General features: G+C 71.2%; 18 protein-coding genes. 7 read left to right on the forward strand and 11 right to left on the reverse strand.

Annotated elements, in window-relative coordinates; all coding sequences use genetic code 11:
• The first annotated feature begins 309 nt into the window (after positions 1 to 309).
• From MWM08_RS06685 to MWM08_RS06705, 5 genes are all read left to right on the forward strand, one after another.
• Positions 310 to 1,062 carry an SDR family NAD(P)-dependent oxidoreductase gene (locus tag MWM08_RS06685; protein WP_244458685.1) on the forward strand — a complete coding sequence of 251 codons (753 nt, stop codon included), beginning with the start codon at positions 310 to 312 and terminating at the stop codon, positions 1,060 to 1,062.
• 142 nt (positions 1,063 to 1,204) lie between these two features.
• The gene (locus tag MWM08_RS06690) at positions 1,205 to 1,699 is read left to right on the forward strand and encodes a DUF1003 domain-containing protein (protein ID WP_244458686.1); all 495 of its coding nucleotides are present in this window, start codon (positions 1,205 to 1,207) and stop codon (positions 1,697 to 1,699) included.
• On the forward strand, positions 1,696 to 1,866 hold the full coding sequence (locus MWM08_RS06695) for a hypothetical protein (RefSeq protein WP_244458687.1): 171 nt from the start codon (positions 1,696 to 1,698) through the stop codon (positions 1,864 to 1,866). Before MWM08_RS06690 ends, MWM08_RS06695 begins: the two co-directional genes overlap by 4 nt.
• 142 nt (positions 1,867 to 2,008) lie before the next feature.
• Positions 2,009 to 3,577, forward strand: coding sequence for a Na+/H+ antiporter (locus MWM08_RS06700; protein ID WP_244458688.1), 1,569 nt, complete (start codon positions 2,009 to 2,011; stop codon positions 3,575 to 3,577).
• A 204-nt stretch (positions 3,578 to 3,781) separates the two neighbouring features.
• A complete protein-coding gene (locus MWM08_RS06705; protein WP_244458689.1) occupies positions 3,782 to 8,314 on the forward strand; it encodes a DUF4011 domain-containing protein in 4,533 nt (1,510 codons plus the stop codon).
• A gap of 158 nt (positions 8,315 to 8,472) precedes the next feature.
• On the opposite strand, the gene MWM08_RS06710 is transcribed toward MWM08_RS06705, so the two are convergent.
• The 7 genes from MWM08_RS06710 to MWM08_RS06740 all read right to left on the reverse strand — a co-directional run bounded on the left by MWM08_RS06710 (position 8,473) and on the right by MWM08_RS06740 (position 17,442).
• The gene (locus MWM08_RS06710; RefSeq protein WP_244458690.1) at positions 8,473 to 8,868 is read right to left on the reverse strand and encodes a DUF4150 domain-containing protein; all 396 of its coding nucleotides are present in this window, start codon (positions 8,866 to 8,868) and stop codon (positions 8,473 to 8,475) included.
• Between the two features lie 13 nt (positions 8,869 to 8,881).
• Positions 8,882 to 9,481 (reverse strand): DUF3540 domain-containing protein, encoded by a 600-nt coding sequence (locus MWM08_RS06715; protein ID WP_244458691.1) that lies wholly within the window; start codon positions 9,479 to 9,481, stop codon positions 8,882 to 8,884.
• Positions 9,478 to 10,554: a pentapeptide repeat-containing protein gene (locus MWM08_RS06720; RefSeq protein WP_244458692.1), complete on the reverse strand. Its 1,077-nt coding sequence runs from the start codon at positions 10,552 to 10,554 to the stop codon at positions 9,478 to 9,480. The genes MWM08_RS06715 and MWM08_RS06720 overlap by 4 nt, the downstream gene beginning before the upstream one ends.
• On the reverse strand, positions 10,551 to 13,157 hold the full coding sequence (locus tag MWM08_RS06725) for a DUF2169 family type VI secretion system accessory protein (protein ID WP_244458693.1): 2,607 nt from the start codon (positions 13,155 to 13,157) through the stop codon (positions 10,551 to 10,553). The genes MWM08_RS06720 and MWM08_RS06725 overlap by 4 nt, the downstream gene beginning before the upstream one ends.
• 48 nt (positions 13,158 to 13,205) lie before the next feature.
• Positions 13,206 to 15,446: a type VI secretion system Vgr family protein gene (locus tag MWM08_RS06730; RefSeq protein ID WP_244458694.1), complete on the reverse strand. Its 2,241-nt coding sequence runs from the start codon at positions 15,444 to 15,446 to the stop codon at positions 13,206 to 13,208.
• Between the two features lie 111 nt (positions 15,447 to 15,557).
• Positions 15,558 to 16,058 carry a large conductance mechanosensitive channel protein MscL gene (mscL, locus tag MWM08_RS06735; RefSeq protein ID WP_244458695.1) on the reverse strand — a complete coding sequence of 167 codons (501 nt, stop codon included), beginning with the start codon at positions 16,056 to 16,058 and terminating at the stop codon, positions 15,558 to 15,560.
• 67 nt (positions 16,059 to 16,125) lie between these two features.
• The gene (locus MWM08_RS06740; RefSeq protein WP_244458696.1) at positions 16,126 to 17,442 is read right to left on the reverse strand and encodes a TAXI family TRAP transporter solute-binding subunit; all 1,317 of its coding nucleotides are present in this window, start codon (positions 17,440 to 17,442) and stop codon (positions 16,126 to 16,128) included.
• Between the two features lie 77 nt (positions 17,443 to 17,519).
• Between MWM08_RS06740 and MWM08_RS06745 the strand changes: the two genes are divergently transcribed.
• Both MWM08_RS06745 and MWM08_RS06750 read left to right on the forward strand, forming a co-directional pair.
• Positions 17,520 to 17,927, forward strand: a complete 408-nt coding sequence (locus MWM08_RS06745; protein WP_244458697.1) for a VOC family protein — start codon at positions 17,520 to 17,522, stop codon at positions 17,925 to 17,927.
• 182 nt (positions 17,928 to 18,109) lie between these two features.
• Positions 18,110 to 18,706: a DedA family protein gene (locus tag MWM08_RS06750; protein WP_244458698.1), complete on the forward strand. Its 597-nt coding sequence runs from the start codon at positions 18,110 to 18,112 to the stop codon at positions 18,704 to 18,706.
• A gap of 334 nt (positions 18,707 to 19,040) precedes the next feature.
• Here MWM08_RS06750 and MWM08_RS06755 read toward each other — a convergent pair whose 3' ends face one another.
• The 4 genes from MWM08_RS06755 to MWM08_RS06770 all read right to left on the reverse strand — a co-directional run bounded on the left by MWM08_RS06755 (position 19,041) and on the right by MWM08_RS06770 (position 23,240).
• Positions 19,041 to 20,372, reverse strand: a complete 1,332-nt coding sequence (locus tag MWM08_RS06755) for a TRAP transporter large permease (protein ID WP_244458699.1) — start codon at positions 20,370 to 20,372, stop codon at positions 19,041 to 19,043.
• Positions 20,372 to 20,911, reverse strand: coding sequence for a TRAP transporter small permease (locus tag MWM08_RS06760; protein ID WP_244458700.1), 540 nt, complete (start codon positions 20,909 to 20,911; stop codon positions 20,372 to 20,374). The genes MWM08_RS06755 and MWM08_RS06760 overlap by 1 nt, the downstream gene beginning before the upstream one ends.
• A gap of 85 nt (positions 20,912 to 20,996) precedes the next feature.
• Entirely contained in the window at positions 20,997 to 21,995 is a 999-nt protein-coding gene (locus tag MWM08_RS06765) for a TRAP transporter substrate-binding protein (protein WP_244458701.1), read from the reverse strand.
• 264 nt (positions 21,996 to 22,259) lie between these two features.
• Positions 22,260 to 23,240: a TRAP transporter substrate-binding protein gene (locus tag MWM08_RS06770; protein WP_244458702.1), complete on the reverse strand. Its 981-nt coding sequence runs from the start codon at positions 23,238 to 23,240 to the stop codon at positions 22,260 to 22,262.
• Positions 23,241 to 23,272 lie beyond the last annotated feature (32 nt).

Here is a 23,272-nt window from a genome sequence, read left to right on the forward strand (position 1 = left end):
TCAAGCGCCGGGCGCCGCCTCCGGCGGCTTGGCTTGCGCGCCCCGCCCTGTTGGTCCCGGCGCGACGTGCAGGTTGGGCGCGGTCGCGCCGTGCGCTCCCGGATCACTGCGCTATCCGCCCCTTGGGGCCGCTTGCGTCGTTGTGGCCAGGCAGGCGCGGACCTGTGTTGCCTGCGACGTCGCGCCCCGGTTCGCGGGTCGCCGTCTCCGGGCCGGCCGGGCGCGGTCGCGCGGCGTGCCGCGTCGCGCTGTCGCCCGTTCGCGCCGCGCGTGCGACGCTTCATGCCCCACGCTTCCGGAGCACGCCCGATGGACCTCCACCTCACCGGCAAGATCGCCCTCGTCACCGGCGCCTCGGTCGGCCTCGGTCGCGCCATAGCGACGATGCTGGCGGCCGAGGGCTGCCGCCTCGCCATTCTCGCGCGGCGCCGCCACTTGCTCGATGCGCTCGCGGCGGAATTGCCCGCCAGCGCCACGCCACTGATCATCGAACAGGACATCACCGCGCCCGATGCCGCCCCGCGCATCCGCGACGCCGTGCTGGACCATTTCGGGCGCTGCGACATCCTGGTGAACAACGCCGGCGGGTCCCGCCCGCAGACCGACCTCGGCACTGACGAGGTCTGGGGCGAGGCGATGATGCTGAATTTCGAGGCCGGCCGGCGCATCACCCACGCCTTGGTCCCGGCCATGCAGGCGAACAAGTGGGGCCGTATCGTCAGCCTGACGGGCACCGACGAACCCTTCAGCATCAACCCCGCCAATGCGCCCAACGGTGCGGTGCATATCTGGTCGAAGGCGCTGTCGCGCGTGCTGGGGCGGGACGGCATCACGGTGAACTGCGTGCCCCCCGGGCGCATCCGGTCCGAACAGATCGACACGCGCGTCATGCCCACCGAGGAAACGCGCCGCGCCTGGGCCGAGAAGGAAGTCCCGGTCGGCTACATCGGCGAACCCGACGACCTGGCGGTACTGGTGACCTTCCTGTGCTCGCCGCGCGCGCGCTACATCACGGGGCAGGTGATCCACGTCGATGGCGGCACGCTGCGGTCGAGCCACTGAGAGCCTGCCTTGAAAGTATGGCATCGGCCCGCTCTCCCACCCGGCCACCCATTCCAGGATGAGGGTGGCCGGGTGGGGAAGCGGGCCGGCGCCGTACGGCGACTTTTCAGGACAGCCACTGACACGCGCAGGAGCCCCGCGCATGACACGCACCCACCACGTCGAACCGAGCCATATCCGCCGGACCGTCGCCCTCGCCCGCCGCCGCCGGAAAAGCGGTCCGCCCGCGCCGCTGGCACTGGGCGCGCGCCTGGCCGATGGCGTCGCCGCCGCGGTCGGATCCTGGCGCTTCATCGTGATCCAGTCCGGGCTTCTCGCCGCCTGGATCACCGGCAACGCGCTGGTGGGCGGCGGCGCCTGGGACCCGTTCCCCTTCATCCTGCTCAACCTGCTGCTGTCCTTCCAGGCCGCCTATACCGCGCCCATCATCATGATGAGCCAGAACCGGCTGTCCGACGTGGACCGCGAGCGCGCGCTGGCGGACTACCAGGTGAACCTGCGCGCCGAGGCCGAGATCGCCCTGCTGCACGAAAAGGTCGACCTGATGCGCGAACGCGAATTGCTCGAACTCACCGCCCTGCTGCGCGAGACGCTGTCGCGCCTGCAGGCCCTCGACGACCGGGAGAAGCCCGCATGATCAACCTGATCGTCCGCCTGGTGCTGGCCGCGGGCGGGGGCCTCGCGGCGCTGTTCGTCGCGCGCGACAGCCCGAACTTCGGTGTGGTCCAGGGCATGCTCGCGACCGTGGTGCTGGTCTGCGCGGTGCTGCTGGTCGTGCTCTGGCGCTGGCGGAAGGACGAGTAGAGCAGATCCCGATCAGATGGAATCATCTGATCGGGTGAAGATGCTCGCGAAAACAGAGGTCTAGAGAGGTTGCAGTGAGCCACGGCGAACGGAAACGGCTCTAGCGCTTCCCTCCGCCGCCGCGGCTTGGCAGTTTCGCCCCATGCATATCGTCGAGACGCTCCTGGTCCTGGTCGCGGCCTGTATCGGGTTCGCGCTGGTGGCCCGTCGCGCGCGCCTGCCCTATGCGGTGGTGCTGGTGCTGGGCGGGATGGCGCTGGCCTTCATCCCGGGCGTGCCCCTGGTCGAACTCGACCCGCAGATCGCGCTGGCGTTCTTCCTGCCGCCGCTGCTGATGGCCAGCGCTTACCGGACCGACTGGAATGCCTTCAAGGGCAACCTGCGCCCCATCCTGCTGCTGGCGGTGGGCGCGGTGCTGTTCACCGCGCTGTGCGTCGCCGCGGTGGCCAAGGCGCTGATCCCGGGGCTGCCCTGGGCGGCGGCGATCGCGCTGGGCGCCATCGTGGCGCCGCCCGATGCAGCGGCGGCGGCGGCCATCGTCAACCGCCTGCGCCTGCCCCGGCGGATCGTGATCGTGCTGGAAGGCGAGAGCCTGATCAACGACGCCTCGGCACTCGTGCTCTACCGCTTCGCGGTCGCGGCCACGCTGGCCGGCACCTTCTCGCTTGTCGAGGCCGGGCTGTCCTTCGTGGCGTTGGGCGTCGGCGGCGTGGCGATCGGCTGGGCGGTCGGGCGGCTCGCGGTGGTGGCGATCCGGCGGCTGGACGACACGCTGCTTGAGACCGCGATGTCCTTCGTGGCCTGCTTCGCGTCCTTCTTCGCCGCCGAATTCGTGCATGTCTCGGGCGTCATTGCGGTGGTCGCGACTGGCCTGGTGCTCGGGCGCGCGCAGCACGGCCTGAGCGCGCGGACCCGGCGCGATGCACGCACCGTGTGGGAGTTCATCGAATTCATCCTGAACAGCCTGATCTTCATCCTGATCGGGCTGCAGCTGAACGGCATCCTGGACCGGCTCGACGCCTACGGCGCCTGGCGCCTCGCCGGGCTTGCGATCGTGCTTTCGCTGGCGCTAATCGTCTCGCGCTTCCTGTGGGTGGCGCCGGCGATGTGGCTGCCGCGCATGATCCTGTCGATCCGCCGCCGGGACCCGATGCCGCCCTGGAGCCACATGACGATCATCTCCTGGGCCGGGATGCGCGGTGTCGTGTCGCTCGCCGCCGCGCTCGCGCTGCCGGTCGGCTTTCCCGAACGCGACCTGATCGTCTTCCTCGCCTTCTGCGCCATCCTCGCCACGCTGGTGCTGCAGGGCACGACCCTCGAATGGCTCATTCGCCGCCTCGGCGCCGAGGAGAAGCGCCGCCCCGGCATGGGCGCGCCGGAAGCCGCGGCGCGCGCCCTTGTCGCCCACGCCGCGCTGCAGGAAATGGAACGCCGCGCGGAGGACGTCCTGTCGGGCACCATCGCGCAGGACCTGCTGCCCGAATACCGCGACCGCGTCCGCCTGCTCGATGGCATCAACCAGGGCGCCATCGCCGCGGAACGGGCCTCGCGGCTCGAACACCGGCTGCACGCGCTGCGCGCCGGCCGCGCCCGCCTGATCCGCCACCGCGACGAGGATGGCGTGGAGGAGGATCTGCTGACACGCCTGGTCGAGGAACTCGACCTCGAGGAACTGCGCCTGCGACGGCTGCTGGGGGCGGCGGATGCCTGAGCGGCGCCGCCATCCTGCGCGCTGGCGCGCCGCAGGCGCCTTCGGCGCGGGGGCCTGTGCGATGCCGGCCACCGCCGCGGCTGCGGGGATTGCTGCATGGGCCGCCGTGATCCCTGGCGCGCCGGGGCTTCTGCTCTGGTATCCCTTGGATCGCTTGCCCCTCGCCCTCACCGACACGCCCAAGCGGACGGACCACTCTCCTCCATGACCGACCTTCGCCAGGCCCTCGAGGAAGCGCGCCGCGCCCTTCTCGACCTCTCCACCCGCAACCGCCTGCTCGCGCTGCCCAAGCCCGGGCGGTCGCGCGGCGTGGTGATCCTGGACGACGAGGATGCGGATTTCGTCGCCGCCGCCCTGGCCGCCGGCCGCGCCTTCGGCTTCGAGGCAGCCGGCGACGACCCGCCGGCCGAGCCGGTCGCGGAGGGCGAGGGCAAGCCCAGGCGCGCCCGCAAGCGCACCACCAAGGCCGCCGCCAAGGCCGAAGGTGTGGCGAAGGCCGACGGCAAGGCCACGCGCGAGGACTGGCAGCGCGACGACCTGCTGCGCGTGCGCCTGCCCGCGAGCGACCTCGCCCGCCGCCTGCGCGACCTGATGACCGATGCGCGCACCGCGCGCGAGGAAACCGGCGTGCCCACGCTGTATCTCGCGCTCGGCGTGCTGTCCTGGCGCGACCCCGCGACACCCACCACCGAACGCCGTGCGCCGCTCGCGCTGCTGCCTGTCACGATCGAGCGCGAGGGCGTCTCCCAGACCTTCCGCCTGCGCGCCGGTACGACCGAGATCGCCGAGAACCTCAGCCTACGCGAAATGCTGAAGGTGAATTTCGGCACCGCGCTGCCCGCCTTCGACGACGCCGCCTACAACCCCACCGCCTGGGCCGAGGCCGTCGCCGCCGCGGTCAAGGACCGCGCTGACTGGTCGGTCGATGCCGATGCACTCGCGCTCGGCCTGTTCTCCTTCGCGAAGTTCCTGATGTGGCGCGACCTGGGGCCGGAGGAGAACCCTGGCCTCGCCGATCATCCGCTGGTGCAGGCTCTGGTCGGCGGCGCCGCGCTCAACACGCTGCCCGCCTTCCCCGATGACGCCGATGTGGATGCCGAGATCCCCGTCGAACGGCTCGACCACGTGGTCGACATGGACGGGTCGCAGGCCCTGGCCGCGGAATCCGTCCGCCGCGGCGGCCACGTGGTCATCCAGGGCCCGCCCGGCACGGGCAAGTCGCAGACCATCGCGACCATCCTCGCACAGGCAGTGATCGACGGGCGCACGGTCCTGTTCGTGGCCGAGAAGCTCGCCGCGCTGGAAGTCGTGAAGCGGCGGCTCGAGAATATCGGCCTCGGCGCCGCCTGCCTCGAACTGCACAGCGAAAAGCAGTCGAAGCGCGCCGTGCTCGACGAATTGCGCGCGACCCTCGCCCTGCCGCCACCGCCGCGCCCGAACCGCGAGGCGGTGATCGACCGCCTGGCCACGCTGCGCGGCCGGCTCAACCGCCACGCCGCTGCAATGCGCGCGAATGCCGGCGCATCGGGCATCCCGCTGCACGAGGTGATCGGCACGCTGGTCGGGCTGCGCCGCGGCGGCGCGCCGGTGCCGGACTTCACGCTCGATGTGGCGGCCTGGGATGGCGCCACCATCGCCGCGAAGCGCGACGCCGTGCGCGACCTCGCCGCGCGCGCGGTCGAGGCGGATGGCGCGCACGACCCCTGGCGTGGCGTGGGCGCGGATCTCGGCCCGGCGGATGCCGACCGGCTGATGGCGCGCCTGCCCGGCTGGATCCGCGCCTTCGCCGCGGCCGGTGCCTCGGGCGGGGCTGGTGCGGGGCCGGCCGGCATCACCGCGCGGCTGAAATCGGCGGCCGCGCTGCGCGAGGCACCCGCGCACGACAAGGACGCGATGCGCTCCGCGGCCTGGCGTGCCGATCCCGCGCCGCTGGTGTCGTTGACGGAAGCGGTCGCGCAACTCGCCATCGCGAAGCGCGACCCGCGCCTCAAGCCCGGCGCGCTCGATGTGAGCGGGCTCGAGGAAGCGCGCGCGGGGCTGGCTGCCTCCGGTGGCTTCTTCGGATTCCTCAATTCCGGCCGCCGGGCAGCGCAGGAGGTCGCAGCGCGCGTCGTGCGCGATGGCGCGGCCGACCCGCTCGCCGCGATCGTGGCGGCCATCGACGGCCAGGCCGCGCGCCAGCGCGTGCGCAACGGCGGCGCGCTCGGGGCGGCGGCTTTCGGGCGACTCTGGCGCGGCGAGGACACCGACCCGTCGATGATGTCCGCGCTGATCCTCTGGCGGCAGAAGCACGGCGCGGACGCCGCCGCGGCGCTGGCCGCCGATGCGCCCACCGGCGACGCCGCCGTGCTGGAAGCCGGTGCCGCCGCCTGGGCGGAGCTGAAGCAGGCGACCGGCCTCGATCCCGTCGCGGCCTTCGGTACCGCGGATCCGTCCTTCGCCGCCATCGCGGACCGCCTTGGCGCCTGGGCGGAGCGGCCTGAGGCGCTGCCGCTCTGGCAGGGCTGGCGGCGCGCGCTGGCGGAAGCGCAGGGGCTGGACGCGATCGTGCAGCGCCTGCAGGACGGGCGCCTGCCGCCCGAGGCCGCCGAGGACGCCTTCGCCTATGCGCTGCATGAAGGCCTGCTGCGCGCCGCATCCGCGCAGCATCCCGACCTCGCGGCCTTCGACGCCTCCGCCTTTGACCGCCTGGTCACGGAATTCCGCGAAGCGGACCGCGCGCGCGTCGCACTCACCCGCAGCGAGGCCGCCCGCGCCCATGCCGACCGCGTCAAGGTCGTGCGCGACGGCGCGCCGGGCATGACCGTGATCCGTGGCGAGATGGAGAAGAAGCGCGGCCACCTGCCGGTGCGCGAATTGCTGCTCCGCGCCGCACCCGCGGTGCAGCAGGCCAAGCCGATCTTCATGATGTCGCCGCTGTCGGTCGCGCAGTTCCTCGCACCACCACACGGCCTGCGCCCGGGCCTGTCCTTCGACCTGCTGGTGATCGACGAGGCCTCGCAGGTGGAACCGGTCGATGCGCTGGGCGCCATCGCGCGGTGCCGTCAGGTGGTGGTGGTGGGCGATGATCGGCAGATGCCGCCGACCCGCTTCTTCCAGCGCATGACCAACGAGGAGGACGACACGCCGCCCGAGGACGCGCCCGATGCGGTCGCCGCGCGCGATGTCGAATCCATCCTGGGCCTGTGCAACGCGCGGGGCGTGCCGCGTGCGATGCTCCGCTGGCATTATCGGTCCCGGCACGAGAGCCTGATTGCCACCTCCAACCAGGAATTCTACGAGAACCGCCTGCTGGTGCTGCCCAGCCCGCGCCCGCGGTCGGCGGAACTCGGCCTGTCTCTGGTGCGGGTGGACGGCGCCTGGGAGACCGGCGAGGGCACCAATCGCGCCGAGGCCGCCGCGGTCGCCGAAGCCGTGATGCGCCACGCCAGGGAAACCCCCGGCGATACGCTCGGCGTGGCCGCCTTCTCCATCAAGCAGCGCGACGCGATCATGGACGCGATCGAGGCCGCGCGCCGCGCCGACCCCTCCGCCGACGCCTACTTCGCCGACCATGCGGACGAGCCCTTCTTCGTCAAGAACCTCGAGAACGTGCAGGGCGACGAGCGCGACGCGATCCTGATTTCCGTCGGCTATGGGCGCGACAAGGACGGGCGGCTCGCGATGCGCTTCGGCCCGCTCAGTGCCGAAGGCGGCGAGCGGCGCCTCAACGTGCTGATCACGCGCGCCAAGAAGCGATGCATCGTGTTCAGCGGCATCTCCGCCGACGACATCGACACCGAACGCGCTTCCGGCCGCGGTGTCGCAGCGCTCAAGACCTTCCTGGCCTTCGCCGCCGGCCCGGCCGCTGCCCCGCGCGCCGGCGGTGGTGCGACTGGCGGCGCCATCGCGACCGCCATCGCCGAGGCGGTGCGCGAGGCGGGGCGCGAGCCGGTCGAACGCGTCGGCCTGGCCGGCCTGTTCCTCGATGTCGCTGCGCGCGGCGACCAGGGCTACGAGCTCGGCATCGAGGCCGATGCCGGCGACTGGGCGGCGCTGCGCTGCGCCCGCGACCGCGAGCGCGGCCGCCCCGGCGCGCTTGAGATGATGGGCTGGAAGCTCACCCGTGCCTGGTCGCTCGCCTGGTATGCCCAGCCGGCGGCGGAAGCGGCGAAGGTCATCACCGCGCTGGGCGCGACACCCCCGCCGGCGGCACAAGCCGCCCCCGCCGCGCCGCCGCCCGAACCCGGCATCGCCGAGACCTATCGCGAAGCCGCCGCCGCGCTACCGCAAGGCATGCTCGATGCGCTGCCCGCCGCGACGCTGGCCGGGGCGATCGGCGAGATCGTCGCGGTCGAGGCGCCGATCACCGCCGACAGCCTGGCCGAACGCCTGCGCCTGCTGGCGGGGCGCGAGGCGCTCACCGCGAAGGAGCGCGACGCGATCCGCCAGGCGCTGCCGATCGCGAAGGCGCAGCATGGCGTGACCGACAGCGCGGGTGTCCTCGCGATGGCCACGACCAAGATCGTCCCGCGCGACCGGCGTGCGGCGGCCGCGCATCTTCGCCGCGCCGCGGCGGTGCCGCCGGCCGAGATCGCCGCTGCCGCGCAGGCGCTGCTCGCCGCACGCCCCATGATGACGGAGGCGGAGCTCGCGGCAGGGGTGCTGGCGGTGCTGGGCCTTGATGCGGCGGCGCAGGTGGCGGTTTCGGCGCGACTGGCTGCGCTGCTGGGGGCGGGGACGATCCGGCTGGGCTGACGCGCCGGCCCCGGGCCTGCCCGCTGCAGTCTTCGCGATGTCGCGCGTGACGACGTGCCCGCGTGTTGCGCGCCGCACGGCACACAGACGACGCACCGCGCCTCACGGCGCAATTGCGACGCACCGCGCCTCACGGCGCAGTTCCTACGGGCCGCGCCTCACGGCGCGAGGATGATGACCTTCACCTGGCTCGGCACGATGCGCGCGCCGACCATGTTCGTGCTGTTCTGCAGCGACATCGATGTCAGGCGCGTGGCCGGCGCGCCGCTGACCAGCACTGTGAAGGCGCCCAGCATGTGCCGCGACGGCCCCATCACCGTGCCCGACGCGACCCCCATCGCCACGCCGGCATTGTCGCCGTTCGTGATCGGCGTGACAGTCGCCATGGTATGCATCGGGCCGACGCCGATGATGGTCTTGAACTGGCTCGGCACCGCCGTCGGCCCCTCGGCGATGTTGGGGTAGGGGATCGGCAGCGGCGCCGGCACCGCCGGCGTGAGGCATACGTCCGGGAAGGCCAGGTCCATGCCGCCCATCTGGCAATTGGCGAACATCGCGCGCGGACCCTCAGCCCAGATGGATCTGGTCGGCGCGCAGCTTCACCAGCGCGCTGCCCTGCAGCGTTACGGCATCGCCGCGCAGGTGCATGTGGCCGCTGGCGCGCTGGTCGACATGCCGCGCGCGCAACTGGTCGCTCTCCTCGACGATGCGCACCGACCGGCGGAAGCGGCCGATGATGCGCTGGGCGATGGTCTCGATCGCCTCGGCCAGCAGGCTGATGCGCCCGAAGCTCGCATCCGTTTGCCCCGCCGTGACCGCCATGCTGCGCGTCGTGACCGATGTCGCGTCGGCGCATAGGTCGAAGGTGCCGGCCTCGATCGCGATGCGCCCCTGCGGCGCCGCGATGGTCGCGCCGTCGGGCACTGCCAGGCGCATCGGTGCCGCGCCGCGGCGCGCCAGCACGGCCAGGATGAAGGCCTGCCCCTCGGCCCTGCCGATCAGCACCAGGTCGCCCGCCGCCGGTTCCACCAGGCAGGAGAAGGCGCGCAGCGCCGTCTCGCGCTCGGGGCCGCGCAGGATGGTGAAGGCCTCGCCCTCCTGGGCGATGACCCGCGCGCTCTCGGTGGTTGCGCCGGCCAGCGGCGCGATGGGGGTCACGGCGTTCATCGCGATGTCTCCGTGGGTGTGGCGAAGCGTTGCTGCCAGGTCTCGGCCTCGAGGCGGTCGTCGTCGGGCGGCAGGGCGTGGCGGCGGTCGGGGATCAGCGCATCCAGGTCGCGGATCGCGTGCAGGTTGGTGCGCGCGAGCGACGCGCCGCTCAGGTCCGCGCCATCAAGCACGGCATGGCTGAGGTCGGCCGCATCCATCACGCAATCCTGCAGGCGCGCGCGCGGCGCCGACATGCCCACGCAGACCGCCTGCACCATCCGGGCTCCGCGTGCATCGGCATCGGACAGGTCGGCACCCTGCAGGATGGCGTTGGTCAGGTCCGCGCGCCGCAGCACGGCCTGCGCCAGCACGGCGTCCACCAGCACTGCGCGGGCCATGTGCGCCCCTTCGAACACCGCCCCGGCCGCCTTCGCCTTGGCCATCACCGCCTGCGTCAGGTCGGCCCCCGAAAGGTTGCAGCCGGTCAGGTCGCAGTCGTTGAAGTGGCACAGCGCTGCGACGAAGCCGCGCAGGTTCAGCCCTGCGAAACTCACTTTGACGAAGTTGGTGCGGAAGAAGCGCGCGCCGTTCAGCACCGCGCGCGTGAGGTCGGCCTCGACCAGTGCCATCTCGGTGCAGTCGGCGCCGGACAGGTCGATCCCGTCGGTGCGGCACCGCACGACATTGGCCCGCAGCAGCGATGCGCCGACGAAGGATGCGCGTGTGAGGCGGCACTGCACGATATTGGTCTCGGACAGGTTGGCGCGGGTGAGGTTGGCGCCGCGCAGCCCGGTGCCGTTCGCGATCCAGCCAGTGCAGTCGGCGTCGGCGAGATCCGCGCGCGACATCGAGCAATCGGCGAAGCTGGACTTCGCCAGCTTCGCCCCGGCCAGGTTCGCACCATCCAGGCGCACGCCGTGCAGCAGCGCCTCGGTGAAGTCGGCCCCGGCCAGGTTGCAGCCGACCAGGCCGGCGCCGTCGAAGATGCCGCCCGACAGGTCCGCGCCGGACAGGTCGATGCCGGTCCAGGCGTGTTCGGCGCCGATGATCTCGCCGTTGCGCACCAGGGCCTCGATCTCGGCGCGGCTCATGCGGGTGTCCGGCGCGGATGGATGCGCGTGCGGGTGCGCTGGACGCGCTCGATGCGCGTTGCCTCGTCGCTGTGGACGCGCGCGATGTCGGCCTCGTACAGGCTGGTGTCGCTGAGGTTCGCCGCGCGGATGTCGGCACGCGCCAGGCTGGCCTGCGCCAGGTCCGCGCGCGTCAGATGCGCGCCGTGCAGTGCGGCCGCGGTGAAGCGAGCGCCACGCGCGCGCGCCAGGTCGAAGGACGCGCCATGCAGGCTGCAATCCGACAGGTCGGTGCCCGCCAATGATGCGCCATCGAACACCGCGCCATCCAGCACCGTGCCGCGCAGGTTGGCGCCGTCACACACCGCGCCGCCGAAGCGCACGCCGCGCAGCACGCAATCCTGCACGAAGACCGCCCGTTCCAGATGCGCGTGGTCGAACACCACGCCATCGCCGGTCACGCCGATGAAGGTCGCGGAGGCCAGCTTCGCACCGGTGAAGTCGGCGCCGTCGAGCCCGGCACGGATCAGCACCGCGCTGTCCAGGTCGGCGCCCGCGGCGCGCAGGCCGGCGAGCGAGGCGTCCTGCATGAACAGGTTTGGCAGGTGCGCCCCGCTGATGTCGGCACCTTCGAGCAGCGCGCCGGTCAGGGATGCGCCCGCCATCTCCGCACGATGCAGCGTGGCGCCGCGCAGGTCGGCGTCGCGCAGGATGGCGTCACGCAGGTTGCTGTCGGACAGGTCGGCGCCGTCGCAGCGCGCGCGGCCGAGATTCGCACCTTCCAACGACGCGCCCACCAGCTTCGCGCCATCGAGCCGCGCATGCGCCAGCACGGCGCCATCAAGGGTGGCCCCCGACAGGTCCGCGCCACTGAGGTCGGCGCCATCGAACCAGGCCTCCGTCAGGTCGAAGCCGGCCAGGTCCATGCCGGCCAGGTCGGCGCCGCACAGGTCCAGCCTCACGGCGGTGCGCGTGCCATCCATCAGCCGCGCGCGCAGCGCAGCGGAGGCGGCGTCATCGATGCGCGGCGCGGGGTCCTGCATGTCCGCCGCCATCAGGTAGCCACGCCGCAGATTGCCTTCCGATTCCGCGGCCTGGCGCGCGAGGGTGGGGTCGTCGCGCAGGCGGCGCTCGGTCTCGGTCGGCAGGCCCTGCGCCTCGAGCTCGGCGATGCGGGCATCCAGGCGCGCGCGCGGGTCGGGGCCGTCGAGCCGCGGCGGTCCGGCGGGCTTGCGCGTGAGGTCGGGCGGCGCGGCGCCGGCAGCGATGATGCGAGCGGCCGCTGCGTCCTGCTCCCGCTTCGCCTGCGCCTCGGCCTCGATGCGCTTCTCCTCGGCCTCGCGCGCTTTCGCGGCGATATAGGCCGGGACGTGTTGCAGCGAGGGCAGCGGTTCGTACGGTGGCGGTGGTGCCAGGCCATGGGCGTCGGGATCGATGCCACGTTCGACCAGGTGTGCGCGCTGTCGTGCGTAGTCGCGCTCCATGCGCGCGCGGGCACGGCGCTGCGGCAGGCCTTCCTCGGAGAGCTTGCGGCGCAGGTCCTCGAGCGCGGGATCGGGGCGCAGAACGTCGGCGGGAACCAGCGCGGCCTCGTCCAGTGAGGCGATCAGGCCGTTTTCCGGGTCACGCCGCGCCGCATAGACCGCTTCGAACGCCGCGACGGGGCGCGGCGCGCCGATGCGGTCCGCGCCCACCAGCAGGGCGGTGAGGTCGCGCGCATCCTCCTCCTCGGTGCGGACGGTGCCGTGGTGGACCATCACGAGGCGCTTGTGCGCGGGGAAGAACCACACGGTGGTCAGGTGCAGGGGCACGTCCTCGAAGTCATCGCTGCCGCGGCGCTGCACCAGGATGCGCGGCTGCAGCCCGGGCAGGCGGCCGGTGAGCTCCGGTTCCTCCGGGTGCATGTTGGTGATGGCGTAGTCCTCGTCGCCTACGAGGAAGCCCGCGAAGCGCTGTTCGGGCTGTGCCGCCATGGCCATGCGGAAATCGACATCGCGCGCGAAGCCGGGGAAATCCTCCTCGAGCCAGGCCTGGTCATGGGTGCCCGCGAGGCGCGCGCGCTGCGGCCAGGCGAGGTCCATCGCACCGAGATTGACCGGATGCGGCCTGCCATGCGCGGCGCTGCCGGCCGGCAGCACGATGTTGGGCAGGGCGACGCGATGGCCGATCCCCGGCAGGGGCATCTCGGCGATGCCGCGCCCGAGCGTGTTCTCGGCGAAGGACGGGCCGCCATAGGAGCGGTCCCAGCCGAGCGGCATTTCGGCAAAGGGGGTGGGGTCGGTCGGCACGCCGTCCTCGATGTGGTGGTCGCCGACCACGCCGAGGCGCCGCGTGAGCGTGCCGAGGCGCACGCTGACCGTGAGGGCGCGCACGGCTTCGCCACGCGGGGCGAAGGCGCTGCCGGTGACCAGGAACTCGGCCGCCGGCTTTGGCAGGGCGATGTCGATCGGCTGCGTCGGCGGCAGCACCTCCGGCAGGAACTTCCACATGGCGATTTCGCCGAGCAGCGCCGGCTCCTCGCCCATCGGGCAGAAGCTGAGCGCTGCGACGCTCAGGTAGTGCCGCCGGCGGAACTCGGAGGGCCTGGTCATCAGGCCGAGGGCGAAGGGCTTTTCGGTCCTCATTTGCGTGGAAGGGGCGGCAACAGAGGCCTCCGCTGGCCGTTCATTGCATCATGCCACAACGTTGACTTCGGCGCGAGTGACGACAACGACGTAATTTGCCAATCCATCGATCGAATCTTCTATTTTGCAGAGTCGTTTTTCATATGATATAGCTTTATTCGAATAGGACCACGCGCCAAGATTTATCTGTCCAGCCACGGCATTGAAAGAAAACAAACCAGACGTGAACGAAGCTGCCACAAGATTTGCGGATACGGCATAGATATTGGTGGATGCGAGCGCTTGATAGTTGACTGTTGCATAAAAACTCCCGTATCCTACGCCCATGGCCCAATTATAGGTGTCTGTATATTTATTGTGGTGGCCCGTATGCGTCGTAATGGTCGGCGCCTTGACGGTAATGCTGCTTTCCGACGACACGTTGACGTCGCCAGTGACGGCTATGGTGAGCGTTCCGCCGATAGTCTCGGTCACGCTGCCGGTCACCGTGATCGTCTCGTTGCCCTTGATGGTCTCCGTGACATTCCCGTCCACTTCCACCGTCTGGTCGCCGCCGATCTTCGCGAAGTCATTCGCCTTGATCGCAACCGTCCGGTTGCCCGTCCCCTCGCCCATTCCGACCGTCCGGGTCTCGTTGTTCTCGACCTCGACCACGTAGTCTCGCTCGGCGTGCAGCAGCACCTGCTCGGCGCCCATGGCGTCCTCGAAGCGAAGCTCGTTCGCGTTGTCCGCCGTGCCGCCGGGTGTCGATCGCGTGCGGATGCCCGACCGCGTCGCATGCGCCGGCAGCGCGTGCGGCACCGCGTTGTCCGCATTGTAGACCGTGCCCGTGATGATCGGCCGGTCCGGATCGCCATTGAGGAAATCGACGATCACCTCGTGTCCCACGCGCGGGATGTGGACCTGCCCCCAGCCCCCGCCCGCCCAGCCCTGCGAGACGCGGATCCACACCGCGCTCGCGCTCACCGGTTCGCCTGGTGCGGGCCGGTCCCACGGGAACTGCACCTGCACCCGGCCGAATTCGTCGACATTGATCTCCTGGCCCGCCGGGCCGACCACCAGCGCGGTCTGGGCGCCGCCGACCTTCGGCTTGCGCGTCACGCGGTCGGGCCGGAAGGGCACCGCATGGGGCATGCAGTCGAAGGTGTTGGACAGGGTCGGCTCGGGCTGCTCGGTGCTGCCGGGGTGGCGCATCGACCATTCGTCCGCCGTCCAGCACGTCTGGTCCTGCACGCGGTGGCGTATCGCGGTCACCAGGTAGTCGGCCGCGCCGGCCTCGGTGTCGGTGTCGAAATGCGCCTTGGTGCCGGCATCGAGTCCCGCCGCCGCGCTCGCGCCGGTCCAGCGTTCCCAGTGCGATTCCTCGATCTCGATCAGCCGCGTCGCCATCAGGTCGGCATCCGCCTGGCCGATCTGGCCCTGCGCGCCGCCATCGGTGCTGCTGCGCAGGCGCGCCATGTAGTTGCCCGGGTAGCGGTAGCGCTCGGCGCGCACCAGGCGCTCGACCACCGCGGGGTCAGCGCCGGCCACGTCGGCAAAGGCCTCGGTCTTGTCCCAGGCGCGCTGGGGACGTGTGAGATTATGGTCGCGCACCGTCCAGGTTCCGGTGCGGAAGCTGTAGTGGTCCTCGAGCCGGTCGAGCACGCCATCACCCACCGACAGCGTGTCGAAGGGCGGGTGCGGCATGCGCACGTTGTTGTTGTTGTCGGTGAAGCACAGCGTGTGCGCCACGTCGGTGTGCTCGTGCCAGTAGAAGATGCCCGCGTGCTCCATCAGCCGGCTGATGAAGTCGAGCGCGCTTTCGTCGTACTGCACGCAGTATTCCAGCGTGCCGTAGGCCTCGGGCACCACGATGCGGTCGGCGAAGTCGATCCCCTGCTCGGACAGCACGGTCGCGACGATCTGCGGGATGGTCTGGTCGTGGAAGATGCGGAAGCCCGACATCTGCGACAGGAACCACAGCCGCGGCACCACCTCGGCCTGCCATTCCAGCACGACGCCGTCGCGCCCGACGCGCCCGATGCGCGATATGCGCCGGAAATGCCCGTTGACCGGGCGGCGCCGCAGCACCTCCGGCCCCTCCGCATCCGCCTCGCCGAAGAACAGCGTCACCTCGGTGCCGACCAGGGCCTTCACCGCGGCGACCGGCGCCTCGGTCGCGAAGCGGATGCGGTAGACGAAGGGCGCGGACAGCCGGTCCTCGCCCTCGAGTTCCGTCAGGACCGCCGGCCAGTCGGCCAGCGTCGTGTGCATCGCGAGCAGCGCGTTGGACTGGTCGTAGTTCGGCACCGGGCATGTCCTCGGCTGGGCCAGGCCTGTGGCCTGTCGGTGGGCATCAGGCCTGCGGCCTGTCGGTGCGCAGCATGCCGCGCCGCATGACGGCGGCCGGCGCCGCCGCGTTCAGCCGGGCGGTGGAGGCGTGGCGCCGCGCGCGGCCTTCAACTCGTCGCGGATCTCCGCCAGCAGCTTCTCCGAGGCGGTCGGCGCGGGCGCCGCGGTCGCCTTCTCGACCGCCTGCGAGGCCTGCAGCTTGCTCAGGATCTTGACCAGCCAGAACACCGCGAAGCCGACGATCACGAACTTGATGACGGCGTTCAGGAAGGACCCGATCGCCAGCACCGAGGCCCCACCCTGGCGCGTCGCGTCCAGGGACGCGCGCCGTTCGCCGAACAGCACGACGAACAGGTTCGAGAAGTCGATCCCGCCCATCAGGATGCCCACGATCGGGTTCAGCAGGTCCTCGACCAGCGATGTCACGATGGCGGTGAAGGCAGCGCCGATCACGACGCCGACCGCCAGGTCGATGACGTTGCCCCGCATGATGAAGGCCTTGAATTCCTTCAGCCAGGCGGGCTCCTTCAGCGGAAGCTGGCTGGTGATCTTGTTCGCGAAGTCGCTCATCGGCCCGTATCCCCCAGGTCTGTCGAATCCGGCATGGCGTGCAGGCTGGCGCGATCGTGCCGCGAACTCAACGGGTCTGTGCATCCACGCCGGGCCCGGCGGGGTCCAGCTGCGCGCGCACGTAGGCGATGTCCCGCCGCAGCGCGAAGACATGGCGGCGATAGTTCACCGGCAGCGCAAGCCGAGCCACGCGCCCCTCCAGCGCCTCGAGCCGCCCGCGCAGCGCGGCGCGCGCCGTCGCGTCGGGGTCGCGTTCCGCCTCCGCCTCGATCCGCCGCAGCGTCTCGTAGTGCCGCCACACCCGCGTCTCCATCTGCCACGCATACAGCGCGGGGCCGAAGCGGATCAGCGGCAGTGCCAGGCCCAGCACCGGCAGCAGCACGAACAGCAGCCGTTCGACCCAGACCGCGACCCAGAAGGGCAGCCAGCGCTGCAGCACGGTGCGCCCACGCGCGTAGTAGCGCTCGGCATCCGCGTTCATCGGCAGGTCCTGCGCCAGGGCGTTCGGGAAGGTGCCCTCGGCGGCGAACAGCGTGCGCGGCCGGTGCACCTCCTGCATGATGCCGACCAGCAGCGAGACCACCTGCGGGTGGATGTCCTGATGCGCCACCACCGAGGCCACGGGCGCCAGCAGCGTATGGGCCCGGTCGGGCAGGTCGGCCGCGAGCGAGACCCCCCCGCGCGGCAGCCGCACCACCGACAGGAAGGGCAGGCGCACCGCGTAGGCCTCGGCGAATTCCGCGAAGTCGACCAGGCGCTGCGCCGGGCCCTCGCGCAGCAGCGTGGCGACGCCGCCGCTGATCGAGGCCGAGACCAGGATGGCGGCATCGATGCTGCCCTCCGCCAGCGCCGCGGCCGCCGCCGCGCCGCCGAGCGGCAGGGGTTCGAACTCCGTCGCGTCGATGCCGTTCGCCGCCAGCAGCGCCAGCGCCAGGACTCGCGTGCCACTGCCCTCCGGCCCGACCGACACGCGCCGTCCGCGCAGATCCGCCAGCCGCTCCAGGCCCCGGTCGGCGTGCAGGAAGACCCAGACCGGCTCGGCGAAGACCGCGCCCAGCGATTCCAGCCCGGCATCGCGCTCGGGGTCGGCGATGCCGCCCTGCACCAGCGCGACATCGACCTGCCGCGCGCGCAGCATCTCGAGATTCGCGACCGAACCCTGCGTGGGCACGCGCCGCACGCGGAAGCCCGTGGCCTGCAGGCGCTGGGCATAGGCCTCCGCCGCCACCGTGTAGGCGGAATCCGGCACGGTGCCGGTGGCGATGCGGATCTCGCGCGGGGGGGCGGGCGCGGCGAGCGAATACCCCAGCGCGCCGCAACCCAGCAGCAGCAGGGTGGCGGTGACCGCCCAGTGCCGGATCAGCCAGTGCAGGACGCGTTGCATCGGGCGCGACCATGCGATGCCCGCGCCGGCGCGTCCATCCGGTTGGCACGCGCGCGCGGTGGCGCCATCCTGCGTGCATGACCGCACCCTTCGACCAGCACGTGACCTTCCTCTATGCCGAGGACCCCGAGCCATCCTGGCGTTTCTACGAGGGTGTGCTCGGCCTGCCGCTGGCGCAGGACCAGGGGTCGTGCCGCATCTATGCGGCGGCCCCCGGCGGGCGGGCGTTCCTCGGCGTGTGCCGCGCGCGCGGCCCGCGCGTGAGCGACAACCCGCGCGTGCAGGGCGGCGCCGTCATCACCTTCGTGGCGCAGGACGTGGAGGGCTGGCACGCCCGCCTGGTCGCCGCCGGCGTCACGCCGGACAAGGCCCCGGCCTATTCCGAGACCTACCGCGTCACGTCCTTCTTCTTCCGCGACCCGGCCGGCTATACGCTGGAGGTGCAGCGTTTCGAGCGACCGGACTGGCCCGCGCCCGGCGATTGATGCGGCCGGCGGCGTCGCGCATCGCCGCGCACAGGGGGGGTGGGATCTGGCGCGGCGGCTGAGCGCAACGCCCCTGCCTGCCGATGCTCGCGCCACCCGCCCACGCGTTGGGTGCACCGGCCGCCGGCATGACGCAGCGCGGCAAAGGATTCCCATTTCCCTGCGGCCACGGACAGGGCAGTGTGACGCCAACGAACTGGGGGCTTCCGGGCTTGGCCGAACTCTGGGCCGATTGGGGCGACTACGCATACCTTGCGGCTGCGCTCTGGGCATTCTTTGAAGGTGAGACCTTTGTCCTCGCAGCCGCTGCCATCGGAGCCACGATGGGGCTGGTTGATCCATGGCTGCTGATGGGTTCGGTCTGGATCGGATCCTATCTCGGGGACCAGACCTGGTTCTACCTCGGGCGGCGCTACGGGCCAGCCATCCTGCGGCGCTTTCCGAAATCCCAGCCTAAGGTCGAACGCGCCAACCAGTTGCTGGAGCGCTACGGCACGCTGTTCATCCTGTCCTTCCGCTTCCTGTATGGCGTGCGCAACGTGGCCTCGGTCGTGTGCGGCCTGGCGGGTTATCCGAAACTGCGCTTCGCGGTGCTGAATTTCATCGCCGCCGGCGTCTGGGCCGGGTCCTTTGTGGCGGCGGGGTGGTTCCTGGGGTCGTGGCTCGGCGTCGAACGCCTGTTCTGGACCATCTGCGGCATCGCCGCGACCGCGCTGGCCTTCTTCATCGCGCGGCATTTCTGGATACGCGGGCGGGCGGCGCGGGGTGCCAGCGCCTGAACAGGCGGTGGGCCTTCCGCGCGACGCCATCACGCTGAAGTCGGCTCACCGGACCGCACCGTCGGCGGGCCGGCGTGCCGGACCCGCCATGGCCGAGCGGATGCGTCATGCCAGGCGGCCGCGCGAAACATTCCAGAACCTCGCGCCAGCTGCGACCGACGCGGCCGCGCGATGCACGGCGCGACGCGCGGGCCCCGGGGCACTCGCCACTGCTGCCCGCCGGCGCGAGGGAGCGCGCTGAGCGGTCGCATGGGCCCGCCACCAACGACCGCCCGCCTGATCCGTCCAGCGTAACCCGATCCGGCCGGATGATCCCATCCGGCCGGATCGCGCCCTACCGGCCCATCATGGTGGTCGGCAGCCAGGTCACGATGCCCGGGAACACCGTGACCATCGCCACGCCCACCAGCATCAGGAAGAAGAAGGGCAGGGTGTTCTTCGCGACCTCGAAGATGCCCTTGCCGGTCAGCCCCTGCAGCACGAACAGGTTGAAGCCGACAGGCGGCGTGATCTGCGCGAGTTCCACCACCAGCACGATGAAGATCCCGAACCACACCAGGTCGAAGCCGGTGCTGGCGATGATCGGCAGCACCACCGACACGGTCAGCACGATCATGCTGATGCCGTCGATGAAGCAGCCCAGGATCAGGTAGATGATCGTCAGGCAGGCGATGATCATGAAGGGGCTGAAGCCCTGCGCGCCCACCCAGGCCGCCATCGCCGCCGGGATGCCCGAATACGCCATGGCCTGCGTGAGGAACGCCGCCCCCGCCAGGATCAGGTTGATCATGCAGGACAGCCGCACCGCGCCCATCAGGCTCGCGGTGAAGGAACTCCAGTTCAACGACCCGCCCCAGGCCGACAGCGCCAGCGCGCCGACCACACCGAACACCGCCGCTTCCGTGGCTGTCGCCCAGCCCGCATAGATGCTGCCCATCACGAAGCCGATCAGCAGCACGACCGGGATCAACTGCCCGCTCTCGCGCAGCTTCTTCGCAAACGGCATGGGCGGGTCGGCCGGCGGGGTCAGCTTCGGGTTCAACAGCGACCACACCGCGATATAGCCGCTGAACAGCACCATCAGCATGATGCCCGGCAGCACGCCGGCGATGAACAGCCGCACGATGCTCACTTCCGCCGCCACGCCATAGACGATCATGACGATGGAGGGCGGGATCAGCAGCCCGAGCGTGCCGGCACCCGCCAGCGACCCGATCGCCATCGGCACATGGTAGCCGCGCTGGGTCAGCGCCGGCAGCGACATCTTGCCGATGGTCGCGGCGGTGGCCGCCGAGCTCCCGGACACGGCCGCGAAGATGCCGCAGCCGATCACGTTCACATGCATCAGCCGCCCCGGCAGCCGCTGCACCCATGGCGCCAGGCCGCGGAACATGTCCTCGCTCAGCTTCGTGCGGAACAGGATCTCGCCCATCCAGATGAACAGCGGGAGCGCCGCCAGCGTCCAGGACGCCAGCGACTGCCAGATCGCGGTGCCCATCACCTTTTCGGCCGGGAAGGTCGGCATGGACGGGATCAGCACGGGCAGCACCACGATGCCGACCAGCCCCACGAGCGCCAGCGCCAGGCCGATCCACACGCCGAGGCCCAGGAAGACGAACAGGAGCCCGAGCAGCAGCATGCCCGCTTCGGTCTGGGCGAGTTCCATCAGAGTTCTTCCCCAGCGCGCGACAGCGCATCGGCTTCCGCCGCACGACGATAGGACGGCACGCCGCCGGTCAGGTGCACCACCAGGTCATCGACCAGGCAGACCGCGAAGATCGCGACCCCCGTGCCGACCAGCCCCTGCGGCACCCACAGCTTCCAGGCGACCGACCCCTGCGCGACATCCTCGAATTCGAAGCTGTCGAAAGCGAGGTCGAGCATCGCGTAGGCAAAGAAGCAGCACAGCGCCGCTGAGATGCCGACCGCGATGGTCTCCATCACGAAGCGCGGCGCGCCGCGCAGCCGCCCGATGATCAGGTCCACCCGGATATGCGCGCCGTGCCGGAAGGCATAGGCCAGCGGCAGCGTGGCCGATGCCGCGACCGAGAAGGCGGTCAGGTCGTCCGCGCCCAGCACGGTCGCACCGAATTGCCGGCCGATCACCTGGGTCGCGATGATGGCGCCGATCGCCGCCAGCGCGATGGCGCCCGCGATCCCGCCCAGCAGGTACAGCGCATCGAGCGCGCGGCGCAGCGGGGTCATGCCGCCTGGCCGAAGAAGTTGGTCATCGATGCTGCTTCCATGCTGGCAGGGCAGGGGGACCGCCTCGCGGCGGCCCCCCTTGGATTCACGCGACGGCGGCGCGATAGGCGTCGATCAGGCGCTTGCCCTCGTCGCCGGCCTTGGCCACCCATTCGTCGGCCTGCGTCGCGCCGATGCGCATCAGCCCGTCGCGCAGCGCCGGCGACATGGTGCCGATGGTCATGCCGCGGCTCTGCAGGATGTTCTGCTGGTTCAGCGTCTCGACGTCCGAGGCCTCCCAGCCGCGCGCCTCGGCCGCCGCGGCGGCGGTGCGGATCGCGGCCTGCACATCGGCCGGCAACGCCTGCAGCGCGCGGGTCTGCACGAAGATGGCGTTCTTCGTGCGCGTGAAGCCGATCGGCGTGAAGTGGCGGCAGAAATCCCAGGCCTGCACATCGACGCCCGTCGCGGCGGACGTCACCATCGCGTTGACCACGCCGGTGGCGAAGGCCTGCGGCACTTCCGCCTGCTGCACCAGCGTGGGGGTCGCGCCGCACAGGGTCGCGAAGCGGTTGGTCAGCGCGTTGAAGGTGCGCATCTTGGTGCCGCGCAGTGTCTCGACGCTCTCCACCGGGACATTCGTGTACAGGCCCGACGGCGGCCACGGCACCCAGTACAGCAGGCTCACGCCCTGCCGCTGGAAGCGCGCCTCGACATACTGCTTCTGCAGTTCCGCGAGCTTGCGCGCCATGTCGGTGCTGGTCACGAGCATCGGCACGGAATCGACCTCGAAGAACGGGTCCTCGTTGCCATAGGCCGAGAGCAGGATCTCGCCGATCTGCGCCTGACCGGTCTGCACGCCGCGCTTGATCTCGGGCATGCGCAGCAGGGACGCGTTGGAATGTACCTGGATCTGCAGCCGCCCGCCGGAGGCCGCCTGCACCTGCTCCACGAAGGTGCGCATATTGCGGGTGTGGAAGTTGCCGTCCGGATAGGCGGTGGCGACCTGCCAGCGCGTCTGCGCCTGCGCGGCGCGCCCGAACACGGCTGCGGCGGCAAGGCCGCCCGTGGCCGCGAGCAGGTCGCGGCGGCGAAGGTTGGTCATGGGAAGCCCCCTTGTTCGTTCTTTTCCGGCGGCATCTTCGGCGCCGTTCCAGCCGTGGCGCAAGGGGGGCGTGCCGATGCCCAGCGGTGCAAGGGGCTCCATTGCCCTCGCACAAGGCAGCGCCTGCGCGGTGCGAGGGCAGCGTCGGGGGCGCACGGCGCATCCGCCACGCACCTCCGCAGCCGGCCGCCCCTTCGAGGCCGCCGGCAGGCAGGGGGCGACGGATGTCGAACCGCCGCGCGAGCCAGGGTTCAGGGCAGGCTGTCAGCCCGCCCGGTACTGTTCGAGCAGCCGCCGCCCGTCATCGCCGGCGCGCGTCACCCATTCATCCGCCATGGTCCGGCCCACGCGCGTGAGGTCATCGAGCAGCTGCTGCGAGGGCGGGCCCACCTGCATGCCGCGCGCGGCGAGCGTCGCCTCGGTCTCGCGCGTGGCTTGTTCGGCCAGTTCGTAGCCGCGCGTCTCGGCGCGGGCCGCCGCGGTGCGCACCGCCGCCTGCACGTCGGCTGGCAGTCCCTCTAGCGCGCGGCGCGAAACCATCACCGCGTTCTTCGTCATGGAGAAGCCGAGCGGCGTGAACACCCGCGCATAGTCCCAGGCCTGGGTATCGACGCCCGTCGCGGCCGAGGTGATCTGCGCCTGCACGACGCCTGTCGCGAACGCCTGCGCCAGTTCCGCCGACTGCACGAGCGTGGGCTGCGCGCCGATCAGCTGCGCGAAGCGATTGGTCATGGGGGAGAAGGTGCGGAAGCGCTGCCCGCGCAACTGCTCGAGGCTGGTGACCGGCACCTGCGCGTAGAGCCCCGCCGGCGGCCACGGCACCATGTACAGCAGGCTGAGGCCCTGGCGCGCCAGGCGTGCCTCGATGAAGGGCTTCTGCAGGTCCGACAGCCGCTTCGCCTGCGCGAAATTCGTCACCAGCTGCGGCAGCGCATCGGCGTCGAACAGCGGGTCCTCGTTGGCATAGGCGGTCAGCAGGATCTCGCCCAGCTGCACCTGGCCGGTCTGCACGCCGCGCTTGATCTCGGGCATGCGCAGCAGCGACCCATTGGAATGCACCTGGATCGACAGCCGCCCGCCGGCGGCCTGCTCGATCTCCTGCACGAAGGTGCGGATGTTGCGGGTGTGGAAGTTGCCGTCGGCATAGGGGGTGGCCATCTGCCAACGCGCCTGGGCGCGGGCGGCGGCGGGTGCGAGTGCGGCGAGGCCGGCGGCACCCAGCAGGGCGCGGCGGTGCAGGGTCATGGTGATGGTGTTCCTCTCCCGGGGCCGCGGCG

The organism is Roseomonas fluvialis, from assembly GCF_022846615.1.
Classification (GTDB): Bacteria; Pseudomonadota; Alphaproteobacteria; order Acetobacterales; family Acetobacteraceae; genus Neoroseomonas; species Neoroseomonas fluvialis.